Origin of the sequence: Massilia sp. 2TAF26 (genome assembly GCF_052115005.1) — a bacterium.
Taxonomy (GTDB): Bacteria; Pseudomonadota; Gammaproteobacteria; order Burkholderiales; family Burkholderiaceae_D; genus Telluria.
Window position 1 is genome coordinate 295,212 of record NZ_JBFRFV010000003.1, and the last position, 12,797, is coordinate 308,008.

Annotated in this window: 8 protein-coding genes; 5 read left to right on the forward strand and 3 right to left on the reverse strand. The window is 67.7% G+C overall.

Annotated features, from left to right (window positions below; all coding sequences use genetic code 11):
* Positions 1 to 94: 94 nt before the first annotated feature.
* Positions 95 to 2,347 (reverse strand): family 1 glycosylhydrolase, encoded by a 2,253-nt coding sequence (locus tag AB4Z32_RS04970; protein ID WP_441934802.1) that lies wholly within the window; start codon positions 2,345 to 2,347, stop codon positions 95 to 97.
* Between the two features lie 165 nt (positions 2,348 to 2,512).
* Here AB4Z32_RS04970 and AB4Z32_RS04975 point away from each other — a divergent pair, with 165 nt between their 5' ends.
* Positions 2,513 to 2,749, forward strand: a complete 237-nt coding sequence (locus AB4Z32_RS04975) for a hypothetical protein (RefSeq protein ID WP_441934803.1) — start codon at positions 2,513 to 2,515, stop codon at positions 2,747 to 2,749.
* Here AB4Z32_RS04975 and AB4Z32_RS04980 read toward each other — a convergent pair.
* Positions 2,746 to 4,257: a class I adenylate-forming enzyme family protein gene (locus tag AB4Z32_RS04980; protein ID WP_441934804.1), complete on the reverse strand. Its 1,512-nt coding sequence runs from the start codon at positions 4,255 to 4,257 to the stop codon at positions 2,746 to 2,748. The genes AB4Z32_RS04975 and AB4Z32_RS04980 overlap by 4 nt on opposite strands.
* Positions 4,254 to 5,375, reverse strand: a complete 1,122-nt coding sequence (locus tag AB4Z32_RS04985) for a substrate-binding domain-containing protein (protein WP_441934805.1) — start codon at positions 5,373 to 5,375, stop codon at positions 4,254 to 4,256. The genes AB4Z32_RS04980 and AB4Z32_RS04985 overlap by 4 nt, the downstream gene beginning before the upstream one ends.
* Positions 5,376 to 5,505: 130 nt before the next feature.
* Between AB4Z32_RS04985 and AB4Z32_RS04990 the strand changes: the two genes are divergently transcribed.
* The 4 genes from AB4Z32_RS04990 (at position 5,506) to AB4Z32_RS05005 (ending at position 12,735) form a co-directional block, all read left to right on the forward strand.
* Positions 5,506 to 7,200 (forward strand): OFA family MFS transporter, encoded by a 1,695-nt coding sequence (locus AB4Z32_RS04990; RefSeq protein ID WP_441934806.1) that lies wholly within the window; start codon positions 5,506 to 5,508, stop codon positions 7,198 to 7,200.
* 135 nt (positions 7,201 to 7,335) lie between these two features.
* The gene (locus tag AB4Z32_RS04995) at positions 7,336 to 9,060 is read left to right on the forward strand and encodes an NAD(P)H-dependent oxidoreductase subunit E (RefSeq protein ID WP_441934807.1); all 1,725 of its coding nucleotides are present in this window, start codon (positions 7,336 to 7,338) and stop codon (positions 9,058 to 9,060) included.
* On the forward strand, positions 9,057 to 11,861 hold the full coding sequence (gene fdhF, locus AB4Z32_RS05000) for a formate dehydrogenase subunit alpha (RefSeq protein WP_441934808.1): 2,805 nt from the start codon (positions 9,057 to 9,059) through the stop codon (positions 11,859 to 11,861). Before AB4Z32_RS04995 ends, fdhF begins: the two co-directional genes overlap by 4 nt.
* Before the next feature lie 4 nt (positions 11,862 to 11,865).
* Positions 11,866 to 12,735 carry a formate dehydrogenase accessory sulfurtransferase FdhD gene (locus tag AB4Z32_RS05005; RefSeq protein WP_441934809.1) on the forward strand — a complete coding sequence of 290 codons (870 nt, stop codon included), beginning with the start codon at positions 11,866 to 11,868 and terminating at the stop codon, positions 12,733 to 12,735.
* The last annotated feature ends 62 nt before the right edge of the window (positions 12,736 to 12,797 follow it).

Below are 12,797 nucleotides of genomic sequence, written 5' to 3' on the forward strand. Positions count from 1 at the left end.
CCCGATGGTAAATACAATGCTATTCGTCAAGCATATAAACAGCAACAGCCGCCCAAAATTGGCGCGGCTGTTGCTTTTTGATCAAACGAACTGATCAGCTGGCGTAATGCGCCGACTCTTCCTGGCCGAAGCTTTCCCCGCCCAGTTCACGCTCGCGCAGATAGCGTCCCAGGGCGTCGCCGAAGGAGGGCAGGATCAGGCCGCGCTCGCTGGTCAGCGCGCTGTGGAGGGGACGCGGCGCCGTCATTCCGAGCTCGGCAGCCGTACGCACCTCGAGGCCGGCCGGATCGATGCCGGCGGCGGCGCAGGCACGCTGGGCCAGCTCGGCCCAGCTCATGGCCTCGCCGTTGCTCAGGTGCCAGATGCCGGACTCCTTGTCGATCAGCAGGTCGAGGCAGGCATTCACCAGGTCCGGCACATAGGTCGGCGACACCGTCATGTCGCCGGCCGCCGCGAAAGGCCGGCCGGCGGACAGGGCCGCCAGCGCCTGGGTCACGAAGTTGTGCTCGTCCCATGGACCGAAGAAGGCGCTGGTGCGCACCACCAGTGCCTGCGGGTCGGAATCCAGCACACGGCGCTCGGCCTCGGCCTTGCTGCGGCCATAGGCGTTCAGCGGCGCCACCCGGTCGGATTCGACATAAGGGCGGCCCAGGCTGCCGTCGAACACCAGGTCGCTGGAGAAGGTCAGGAAGCGCACCGCGTGGCGGATCGCCGCCAGCGCCAGCACGGTGGGACCGTGGGCGTTCTCGCGCATGCAGCGCTCGAGCTCCCGCTCGGCATCGTCGACCCGCACATAGCCGCTGGCATTGACGATCGCCCAGGGCTTGTAGCGCACGATCGCCGCTTCCACCGAGGCCGGGTCGGCGATGTCCATCTCCTGGCGGCTCAGCACGTGGCAGGCCAGGTTGCGCCGCTCGCAGATGCGGGCGAAGGCGCGGCCCAGGGTGCCGGTGGCGCCGGTGATCAGGATCGGCTGCGGGAAGGTCGAGCGGAAGGCGCCGCGGTCGTTGATGTCGGCGACCGCTTCGCGGGTCGCCACCGGCTTGGCCCAGAGGCGTCCCGGACGGCGCCACCAGCCCTGGCCCTGCAGCACCGGATGCGACAGCGGACGGCCGGTGGACAGCTCGCGCATCAGGTGCGCCACCGCGGTCTGGCGCGGCTGCGGGCCGCGCACGTCGTAGGGACCGGGCTCGTAGTAGCCGCGGCATTCGGTCACCAGGCAGTTCCAGTCGAAGGAGCCGAGCAGGGCCCAGACGGTGACGGCGCGGATGTCGGCGCCGTTCTGCTGCACTTTCTTGGCGGCGTTCCAGATCTCGACCAGCCAGCGCAGCTGGTCTTCGCGGTTGGCGTCGATATGGGCCTCGGTGATCGCGATCGGCAGACCGTAGCGCTCCCAGATCTCCTGCAGCAGCGGCCCGATGCCCGGGGTCGGCGTGGCCAGCACGCGCGGGCACTCGATGTCCACATGCGGGACGCCACGGTACTGGGTATGGCGGCTGTCCGGATAGCGATCGAGGCGATGGTCGAGCCAGCGCTCGCTGGTGATGTAATAGTTGACGCCCATGATGTCGGGCGGGCAGGGGTTCTCCCTGAACCACAGCAGTTCCTCGGCGCTTGCCTCGGATTCCAGCAGGTAGTCCCACAGGGCGTGGTTCTCGTCGATCCGGCCGCACAGCATGTCCCAGCCGAGCCAGCGGCGCTCGTTGAAAAAATTCGTGAACTCCGCCATTTCGGACGTGCCGTAGGTGCGCGACAGGTCGTCGGTCTGCACCAGTTTCGCGTCCGGATTGACCTTGCGGATCTCGCGCATCGCCAGCACGGTCGCGCGGCACTGATTGATGAGGGCGCGGACGAAGGTCGCTTCGCTGCTGCCGTGCGGGTACCAGACCCCGTTCAGGCCGGAGAAGCGGGCGGTGGTGCAGATCTCGTTGACCGGGGTGTAGTACTCGATCCAGGGGTAGCGCCGCGCCACCGCGCCGGCGTATTCCGACAGCTTCTCGGGGAAGTCGCTCGATACCAGGCTGGTGTGGCGCGGGCCGCTGCCGTGGTGGACCAGGCCGACGATGGGCGTGACGCCCAGTTGCTGCAGTACGGGCAGGCGTTCGTCCGGCCATGACCAGTCTGCGCTGTCGATGCCGTCGGGCGCGGTGCGCTCCCACAGGACTGGGTAGCGGATCGCGCGGATGCCGAGCGAGGCAAAGCGCTCCAGGTCCTGCAGGCGGGCTGCATGGCCGTTGCGTTCCATCTGGGAGAAGTAATTGTCGCGTACGCGGTTGACGGTGCATTCGAGGCCGCCCCAGAGCTGGAGCGGCGATGTTGCGGGCTGGATATGGTTGTTCAGATTCATGAGTCTTCCTGCGGTTTTGAACCAAGGTCTAAGCCTAGTCGGCGGACCCATCTTCTTTTGTGGTCCACCGAACATATAGACTCGATTTAGGACAAGTCCTACGTATAGGAGGCGAGGGAAAGATGAGAAAATGCCGCGAAATCGACGAGGAAAGAGGAGAGATGGATGTATATGGTGTATTGGACCACCATCGAGGACGAGAGCGGCGTGCCGCATGCACAGCCCTTCGATACGAGTGACATGATCGCCGCCATGAAGTTCATGGAAGAGCTGCGCGCACGCCAGCGCGCGGGCGAGGCGGTGCGCTTCATCACCATGTGCTCGGAGCACCCGGACGTGGTCGGGCATCCGGGCGTGGACGTGACCGGACCCGATTACGACTGGAAGAAACGGCGCCGTTAAGCCTGCAATTTGAGCCGGTGCTTGAGCACCTTGCCGCTCGGCGCCGCCGGCAGGCTGTCCATGAAGACGATGCGCGCCGGACGCTTGTAGGGCGCGAGCCGGGCGCCGGCCCAGTCCAGCAGCTCGTCCGCCGCCAGCGCCGTGCCGGCCGCCGGCTGGACGAAGGCCACCACTTCCTCGTTGCCACTCTCCAGTGCGCGCCCGATCACCGCCGACTGCGTCACCGCCGGGTGCGCGTTCAGCACCGTCTCCACCTCCAGCGGATAGACCTTGAAACCGGAACGGATGATCAGCTCCTTGCTGCGTCCGTCGATGAAGAGGGCGCCGTCCGGACCCTGACGCGCCAGGTCGCCGGTGTCGAGCCAGCCGTCCGCGTCCAGCACGGCGGCGGTGCCCGCCGGATCGCGGTAGTAGCCCAGCATCACGTTGGGACCGCGCACGAACAGCTTGCCGTCGGTCCCGTCGACCCGCAGCTCGACGCCCGGGATCGCATGGCCGACCGAGGTGTCGGCGCGTGGCGCATCCAGGCGGGTCTGGCTGACCGTGGGCGCTGCCTCGGTCAGGCCGTAGCCGTTATGCAGCGGCACGCCGAGCAGACGCTCCACGTCGCGCTTGAGCGTGGGGTCGAGCGGCGAGCCGCCGGCGTAGGCGAAGCGCAGCCGCGAGGCCAGCGGCGCCGGGGAGCCCTGCGGCCCGCCTCCTTCGGCGGCGCACAGCTCCAGCAGGCGCGCATACATGGCCGGCACGCCCTGCACGATAGTCAGTTCGCCGCCGCGGATCGCCTCCAGCATGGCCTGCGGCGTGAAGCGCGGCGCGAGCTGCAGGCAGGCGCCCGCGTAGAGTGTCCCCAGCAGCACCGAGCTGAGGCCATAGACGTGCGAGACCGGCAGCACGCCGTACGCCAGGTCGCCCGGTGCCAGGCCGCGCAGGCGGCTCGAGACGGCCGCCACGAACAGCAGGTTGCGATGGCTGAGCATCACACCCTTGGGATTACCGGTGGTACCGGTGGTGTAGACCAGGGCGGCCGGCGATCCGGCGGCCGGCACCGGCTCGGCGCTGTCCGCATGCACGCTGGCCACCAGCCCGCCGTGCGCATGGGCACCCGCGCCGGCGCTTGCCGCATGGGCGGCCGCATCGGCAGAGACGGCGGCCGTGTACAGCACCACGCGCGCCCCGCAATGGCTGCGGATCGTCTCCAGCTCAGGCGCCGTCAGGCGCGCGTTCACATTGACGAAGCAGGCGTCCAGGCTGGCGATCGCGAACAGCGCCGCGACCTGGGCCACGCAGTTCTCGCTGACCAGCATCACCCGCTCGCCGGCCTGCACACCCAGGTCGCGCAGCCAGGCGGCGCAGGCGTCGATGCCGTTTTCCAGCTCGCGATAGCCGAGCGTGCGGCCGTCTTCGCGCAGGGCCGGCGCGTCCGGCGCCGTCCGCGCATGCCGGCGCACGATGGCGTCGATGCGCGCAGGGAGGGCGGTAAGCAGGGCTTCCACGTCGATGTGCGTCATGTTGCCGCTCCCGCTTCGGACGGGGCCCGGCGCGATGCGCCCGCGGCGCCGAAGGCTTCCGCTAGCGATTCGATGCTGCCGGTTCGGTTGGCGTCGTAGCCGGGCAGGGCGTCGACCAGGCGGTGATAGCCGGGCTGGCGCAGGATCGCCAGCAGCTGGGCCATCAGGCTGTCCTGGAGGGCGTCCAGGTGGACGGCGAAGAAGTAGCGTTCGCGTACCAGCGGGATGAAGCCGAGCTTGAACTGCTCGGCCGCGGTGCGCATACCGACGCCGACGTCGGCCATGCCGCTGGCGATGTAGGCAGCCACCGCCGAGTGGGTGAACTCGGCGCTGTTCCAGCCGTTGATCGCTTCACGGTCGATGCCCTCGCGGTCGAGCATCATGTCGAGCAGCATGCGGGTACCGGAGCCGGCCTGGCGGTTCACGAAGCGCAGGCCAGGGCGCACCAGGTCGCCCAGGCCGGCGATGCCGAGCGGATTGCCGGGCGCGACCAGCAGGCCCTGCTGGCGTTCGCACAGGTGGACCAGGCAGTGCCGCTCCGGATCCAGCCAGCGCAGGTAGCGGCGCGCCGTCGCTTCTTCGAATTCGCCCTCCGGGACGTGGAAGCCGGCCAGGTCGCACTCGCGCCGCGCCAGCGCGGCCACCGCATCCAGGCTGGTGCGGTAGCGCAGCTCGACCGGCAGCTCGAGCTTGTCCAGGTAGCCGGTGAGGGAGGCCACCGCGAAGCCGTGGCTGGCATCGATGCGCACCGAGTGCATGCCGATGCCGCGCATGCGCAGCTTGCCCAGTTCGGTCTCGAGTTCGGATGCCAGGCTGTCCAGCGTCGGCGACAGGCGCGCGGCGATGCGGCGGTCGGCCCACACCAGCTTTTGCGCGAGCAGGGTCAGGCGGGTGCCGCGTCCGCGCCCGGTTTCGAGCAGGGGCTCGCCGAACAGCTCCTCGGCTTCGCGCAGCACACCCCAGGCATAGCGGTAGGACAGGCCGGCCGCCTTGGCCGCCGCCGCGATCGACCCCTGGTCCTGGATCGCCAGCAGCAGCGCCAGCAGGGTTGCCGTGTCGAGCGGCGCGTCATTGTTGAAACTGATTTCCCAGTGCGGGCGGATGTGGACCTTGAGCATGGTTTATATGCTAAATAAAGCCTATTTCTGACAAAAAGAGGCCATGATACGCTTGGCATTGCAGTAAGAGTAAGCCAGAAGTATATGCTTTTTAAAACATATTAGTTCGAATAAAAAATACGGAGGAGACATGGCATTACTGGATAAGCTGGACAAGGAGCACACCATCGCCAGACCCGGCTTCAACCGCTGGCTGGTGCCGCCGGCGGCCTTGGCGATTCACCTGTGCATCGGCATGGCGTATGGGTTCTCGGTGTTCTGGCTGCCGCTGTCGAAGGCCATCGGCATCAAGGAATCGCTGGCCTGCCCGGCCGACATGAGCTTTTTCGCCGAGATCACGTCCACCACCTGCGACTGGAAGATCTCGATGCTGGGCTGGATGTTCTCCTTGTTCTTCCTGTTCCTGGGCCTGTCCACCGCGCTGTTCGGCGGCTGGCTCGAACACGCGGGTCCGCGCAAGGCCGGCGTCGTCTCGGCGCTGTGCTGGTGCGGCGGCCTGGTGATCTCGGCGCTGGGCATCTACAAGCACCAGATCTGGCTGATGTGGCTGGGTTCGGGTGTCATCGGCGGCATCGGCCTCGGTCTCGGCTATATCTCGCCGGTTTCCACCCTGATCAAATGGTTCCCCGACCGCCGCGGCATGGCGACCGGCATGGCCATCATGGGCTTCGGCGGCGGCGCCATGATCGGCGCACCGCTGGCCGACAAGCTGATGAAGCACTTCGCCACCCCGACCTCGGTGGGCGTGTGGGAAACCTTCCTGGCCCTGGCCGCGATCTATTTCGTGTTCATGATGGTGGGCGCGCTGTCCTACCGCGTGCCGGCCAACGGCTGGAAGCCGGAAGGCTGGACCGCCCCCGCCAAGAGCGGCAAGACCCTGATCACCAACCGCCACGTGCACGTGAAGCGCGCCTGGAGCACCCCGCAGTTCTGGCTGGTGTGGCTGGTGCTGTTCCTGAACGTCTCGGCCGGCATCGGCATCCTGGCGATGGCGTCGCCGCTGCTGCAGGAAGTGTTCGGCGGCCGCCTGATCGGCGTGACCGCCGCCTTCAACGAACTGGACACCGCGCAGAAGGCGCAGATCGCGACCATCGCTGCCGGCTTCACCGGCCTGCTGTCGCTGTTTAACATCGGCGGCCGCTTCGCCTGGGCCACCTGCTCCGACTACATCGGCCGCAAGATGACCTACTTCGTGTTCCTGGTGCTGGGCTTCGTGCTGTACTCGGCGATCCCGAGCTTCGCGCACGGCGGCCACCTGGCCCTGTTCGTGCTGTCCTTCTGCATCATCCTGTCGATGTACGGCGGCGGCTTCTCGACCGTGCCGGCCTACCTGGCCGACCTGTTCGGCACCCAGATGGTGGGCGCGATCCACGGCGGCCTGCTGACCGCCTGGGCCGCCGCCGGCCTGCTGGGCCCGAACCTGGTCAACTACATCCGCGAATACCAGATCGCGCACGGCGTCGCCAAGGCCCAGGCCTACGACACCGCGATGTACGCGATGGCCGCTTTACTCGTGCTGGGCTTCGTCTGCAACCTGCTGGTGCGCCCGGTGGCCGACAAGTACTTCATGAGCGACGCCGAACTGGCGGAAGAGAAGCGCCGCGCCCATGAGCGCGACGTCGCCGCCTCGGCCGGCAGCCGTGCCGCCGCTGCCGCCGGCGGCGACAGCGTGGTGGCAGGCGCATCCGGCGCCGCCGCCATCGCCGCAACCCCGGTCGCCGCGGGCGGCGCGCTGGTGACGTTGCTGGCCTGGGCCGCGGTCGGCATTCCGCTGGCGATCGGCATGTGGATCACGCTGCAGAAGGCGATCGTTCTCTTCAAGTAGGGTGGGCGGTCCTCCGACCACGCGTGACGCCTGCCTTACGTTGACCGTCACGCGTGGGCACGGAGTGCCCACCCCACGACACCGGACCTTGGCAAATCGATCGAAATACGTAACACGCATTACAGGAATACCGCCATGAACCATCCCGTCATCCCCATCGCCGTGCAGGGCGCCAGCCGCCAGCGCAAGCGCGAGGCGCCCAAGGGCCGGCGTGCCGACCCCCAGGCCCTGCGCGAGGTGCAGGACCTGCTGGGCGACAGCCCGCGCCGGCGCGATCTGCTGATCGAATACCTGCACCGGATCCAGGACGCGTTCGGCTGCGTGGCAGCCAGGCACCTGGCGGCGCTGGCCCAGGAGCTGAAACTGGCGCAATCGGAGGTTTACGAAGTCGCCAGCTTCTATCACCACTTCGACGTGCTGCGCGACGGGGAGGAAGTGCCGGCCCCGATCACCGTGCGCGTCTGCGCCGGCCTGTCCTGCGAGATGGCGGGTGCCCAGGCACTGCTCGACAAGCTGCCGGCCATCCTCGGCACCGAGGTGAGGGTGCTGGCGGCGCCTTGCGTCGGCCGCTGCGAGCAGGCGCCGGCGGCCCTGGTCGGCCAGCATCCGGTGCCGCGCGCGAGCGTGGAGACCGTACTGGCCAAGGTGGCGACGAAGGAAACCACCGATATCCACCAGAACCACGACGGCCTGGCGGCCTACCGCGGCAAGGGCGGCTATGCGCTGCTGCGCGACTGCGTCGAAGGCCGCCGCGAGGTCGAGAGCGTGATCACTGCGCTGGAAGCCTCCGGCCTGCGCGGCCTGGGCGGCGCAGGCTTCCCGGCCGGCCGCAAGTGGCGCATCGTGCGCGCCGAAGCGGGTCCCCGCCTCATGGCAATCAACATCGACGAAGGCGAACCCGGCACCTTCAAGGACCGCGTCTACCTCGAGCGCGACCCGCACCGCTTCCTGGAAGGCGCCCTGATCGCCGCCTGGGCGGTCGGCATCGAGACCATCTATATCTACCTGCGCGACGAATACCACGGCCTGCGCGCCATGCTGGAAGCCGAGCTGGCGCTGTTACGCGCCGAGCCCTTCATGGACGGCATGCCGGAGATCGTCCTGCGCCGCGGCGCTGGCGCCTACATCTGCGGCGAGGAGTCGGCCATGATCGAGTCGATCGAAGGCAAGCGCGGCATGCCCCGCCTGCGTCCGCCCTACGTGGCCCAGGTCGGCCTGTTCGGCCGTCCAACCCTGGAACACAATGTCGAAACCCTGCACTGGGTGCGCGACATCGTCGAGCAGGGCCCGGAACACTTCGCCAGCCACGGCCGCCATGGGCGCAAGGGACTGCGCTCGTTCTCGGTCTCGGGCCGGGTGCGCGACCCGGGCGTCAAGCTGGCCCCGGCCGGCATCACGATCACCGAGCTGATCGAGGAATACTGCGGCGGCATGCAGGACGGCCACCAGTTCTACGCCTACCTGCCGGGCGGCGCCTCGGGCGGCATCCTGCCGGCCTCGATGGGCGACATCCCGCTCGACTTCGACACCTTGCAAGCCTACGGCTGCTTCATCGGTTCGGCCGCCGTGGTGGTGCTCTCAACCCAGGACACGGCCAAGGCCGCGGCCCTGAACACGCTGCGCTTCTTCAAGGACGAATCCTGCGGCCAGTGCACGCCCTGCCGCGCCGGCACCGCCAAGGCCGTGGCCCTGATGGAGCAGGCGCAGTGGGATACCGGGCTGCTGGGCGAACTGTCCCAGGTGATGCGCGACGCATCGATTTGCGGCCTGGGCCAGGCCGCGCCGAATCCCTTCGATTGCGTGATCAAGTACTTCCCGCATGAACTCAGTTTGAACGCAAGCCAGCAGGTGCAACCATGAACGCGAGCCTCCAGACAGTCACCTTCACGATCAACGGCAGGGAAGTGCAGGCGCTGCGCCACGAAACCCTGATCGAAGTCGCCGACCGCGAAGGCATCGAAATCCCGCGCCTCTGCTATGCCGAAGGACTGGAAGCGGTCGGCAACTGCCGCTCCTGCATGGTCGAGATCGACGGCGAGCGCGTGCTGGCGCCGTCCTGCTGCCGCGCGCCGATCCAGGGCATGAAGGTCACCACCGACAGCGAGCGCGCCGTCAAGGCGCAGAAGATGGTGCTGGAGCTGCTGGCCTCGGACATGCCCGAGAAGGAGTACACCCGCCATAACGAAGTCGACGTATGGGCGGCAAAGCTCGGCGTCGGCAAGCCGCGCTTCCCGGCCACGCGCAGCGAACCGCAGCAGGACGCCACGCACGCCGCGATCACCGTCAACCTCGACGCCTGCATCCAGTGCACGCGCTGCCTGCGCGCCTGCCGCGACGAACAGGTCAACGACGTGATCGGCCTGGCCTTCCGCGGCGAAAACGCAAAAATCGTGTTCGACCAGGATGACCCGATGGGGAATTCCACCTGCGTGGCCTGCGGCGAATGCGTGCAGGCCTGCCCGACCGGCGCCCTGAGCCCGGCGCGCGATGCGGCGCTCTCCATCCCCGATAAAAAAGTCGATTCGGTCTGTCCGTATTGCGGCGTCGGCTGCCAGCTGACCTACAACGTCAAGGACAACAAGATCCTCTACGTGGAGGGCCGCGACGGCCCCGCCAACCATGGCCGCCTGTGCGTGAAGGGCCGCTACGGATTCGACTACGCCCACCATCCGCATCGCCTCACGAAACCGCTGATCCGCCGCGCGGGCGTGCCCAAGACTGGCGACTTCACGATGGACCCGAGCACCGTCATGGAGGTGTTCCGCGAAGCGAGCTGGGAAGAGGCGCTCGAACTGGCCGGCGGCACGCTGGCGCGCATCCGCGACACCCATGGCAAGCGCGCGCTGGCCGGCTTCGGCTCGGCCAAGGGCAGCAACGAAGAAGCCTACCTGTTCCAGAAACTGGTGCGCACCGGCTTCGGCAGCAACAACGTCGACCACTGCACCCGCCTGTGCCACGCGTCCTCGGTGGCCGCGCTGCTGGAGGGGATCGGCTCGGGCGCGGTCTCGAACCCGGTGATGGACGTGACCCGCGCCGAGGTCGTGGTCGTGATCGGCGCGAATCCGACCGTGAACCACCCGGTGGCCGCCACCTGGATGAAGAACGCGGTCCGCACCGGCACCAAGCTGATCGTGATGGATCCGCGCCGCTCCGAACTGGGGCGCCATGCCCACCGCTACCTGCAGTTCAAGCCGGACACCGACGTCGCGCTGCTGAACGCGATGATGCACGTGATCGTCACCGAAGGCCTGGTCGACAAGGGCTTCATCGAAAGCCGCACCATCGGCTACGACGAGCTGGCGAAGAACGTCGAAGGCTATAGCCCGGAAACGATGGCGCCGATCTGCGGCATCGATGCCGACACCATCCGCTACGTGGCGCGCCTGTACGCGACCTCGAAGGGCTCGATGATCCTGTGGGGCATGGGCGTCTCGCAGCACGTGCACGGCACCGACAACGCGCGCTGCCTGATCGCGCTGGCCCTGATGACCGGCCAGATCGGCCGTCCCGGCACCGGCCTGCATCCGCTGCGCGGCCAGAACAATGTGCAGGGCGCTTCCGACGCCGGCCTGATCCCGATGATGTACCCGGACTACCAGCGCGTCGACAACCCGCAGGCCAAGGCCCGCTTCGAAGCCGCCTGGGGCGCCCAGCTGGACGACAAGCCCGGCCTGACCGTGGTCGAGATCATGGACGACATCCTTGCCGGCGGCATCAAGGGCATGTACATCATGGGCGAGAACCCGGCCATGTCCGACCCGGACGCGAATCACGCGCGCGAGGCGCTGGCCGCGCTCGACTGCCTGGTGGTGCAGGACATCTTCCTGACCGAGACCGCCTACCTGGCCGACGTGATCCTGCCGGCGTCAAGCTTCGCCGAGAAGGCCGGCACCTTCACGAACACCGACCGCGTGGTCCAGCTGGGCCGCCAGGCGATTCAAGCGCCGGGCGATGCCAGGCAGGACCTGTGGATCATCCAGCAGATGGCCAAGCAGCTAGGCCTGCGGTGGAACTACGGCCACGTGTCCGAGGTGTTCGACGAGATGCGCAGGCTGATGCCCAGCATCGGCGGCATCACCTGGGACAGGCTGGAACGCGAAGGCGCCGTCACCTACCCCTGTACGGCGGAGGGCGACCCCGGCCAGCCGGTGGTCTTCGTCGAAGACTTCCCGCGCGGGCTTGGCGAGGAGAAGGGCAGGGCGCGCTTCGTCCCGGCCGACATCATCCCGGCCAACGAGCGTCCGGACGCCGAGTACCCGATGGTCCTGATCACCGGCCGCCAGCTCGAGCACTGGCATACCGGCAGCATGACCCGGCGCGCCGGCGTGCTGGATGCGATCGAGCCCGATCCGGTGGCCCTGGTGCATCCGCTCGACCTGGAGGCGATGGGAGGCAAGCCGGGCGAAGTCATCACCATCACCTCGCGCCGCGGTGAAGTCAGCCTGTATGCGCGCGCCGACGACAGTTCGCCGCGCGGCGCCATCTTCGTGCCGTTCTGCTACTACGAGGCGGCGATCAACCGGCTCACCAACTCGGCGCTCGACCCCTTCGGCAAGATCCCCGAGTTCAAGTACTGCGCGATCCAGGTGCGCCTTGGTGGGGAGGTGGGACGCCAGGGTTCCTATGGTGGCGGCCAGATTCTGGCTGCCGTGGCAGAATAGCAAGATGAACGAGCATCGCTATCGACCTCTGCTGTCCCAGGCAAGCGCCAGCCTCACCCACGAGGTGACGGCCATCGACGAGCGTGGACGCCGTTCCGTCCTGCACATTCCGGCCGAGCGCCCGCTGACCGTCTACGTCGACAAGCGCGAACTCGTGACCCTGATGACCCTGGGCGGCGCGCCGGAAGCGCTGACCCTGGGCTATCTGCGCAACCAGCGCCTGATACGTTCGCTGGACGAGGTGGTATCGATCCAGGTCGACTGGTCGGTGGACGCGGTGGCGGTGGTGACCCGCAAGGGCATTACCGGCGTCGAGGAGCGCACCGCGAAAAAGGTCGTCACCACCGGCTGCGGCCAGGGTTCCATATTTGGCGGGCTGATGGATGAGGTTGATTCCATCAGTCTTCCTGATGAGGCGCGCCTGACCCAGTCGGTCGTCTACCGCATCGTCGAGACCATCCGCACCCAGCAGTCGGTCTACAAGCAGGCCGGTTCGGTGCACGGCTGCGCGCTGTTCTCGAACACGGGCGAGCTGCTGTATTTCGTCGAGGACGTGGGCCGCCACAACGCGGTCGACGCCATCGCCGGGCTGATGTGGCTGGACGGCGTCGAGGGCGGGGACAAGGTCTTCTACACCACCGGCCGCCTGACCTCGGAAATGGTGATCAAGGGCGCCCAGATGGGCATCCCCTTCCTGCTGTCGCGCTCCGGCACCACCCAGATGGGGCATATGGTGGCGGAGAAGGTCGGCATGTCGCTGCTGGCGCGCTGCAGCGGCCGGCATTTCCTGCTGCTGACGGGGGCGGAGCGGCTGGTGTTCGAACCGGATTTCCTCGACGCGCTGGAGGCGGAGCGTCAGCGGCACTATGCATAAGCACTACGTCGTTCCCGCGACAATTCCCCACGTCGCCCCCGCGCAGGCGGGGGGCCAAGTTT

Excerpts from the sequence above, each read along its gene's own strand:
- AB4Z32_RS04985 (WP_441934805.1), bottom strand. The coding sequence starts at position 5,375 with ATGCTCAAGGTCCACATCCGCCCGCACTGGGAAATCAGTTTCAACAAT.
- AB4Z32_RS04990 (WP_441934806.1), top strand. The coding sequence starts at position 5,506 with ATGGCATTACTGGATAAGCTGGACAAGGAGCACACCATCGCCAGACCC.
- AB4Z32_RS04970 (WP_441934802.1), bottom strand. The coding sequence starts at position 2,347 with ATGAATCTGAACAACCATATCCAGCCCGCAACATCGCCGCTCCAGCTC.
- fdhF (WP_441934808.1), top strand. The coding sequence starts at position 9,057 with ATGAACGCGAGCCTCCAGACAGTCACCTTCACGATCAACGGCAGGGAA.
- AB4Z32_RS04980 (WP_441934804.1), bottom strand. The coding sequence starts at position 4,257 with ATGACGCACATCGACGTGGAAGCCCTGCTTACCGCCCTCCCTGCGCGC.
- AB4Z32_RS04975 (WP_441934803.1), top strand. The coding sequence starts at position 2,513 with ATGTATATGGTGTATTGGACCACCATCGAGGACGAGAGCGGCGTGCCG.
- AB4Z32_RS05005 (WP_441934809.1), top strand. The coding sequence starts at position 11,866 with ATGAACGAGCATCGCTATCGACCTCTGCTGTCCCAGGCAAGCGCCAGC.
- AB4Z32_RS04995 (WP_441934807.1), top strand. The coding sequence starts at position 7,336 with ATGAACCATCCCGTCATCCCCATCGCCGTGCAGGGCGCCAGCCGCCAG.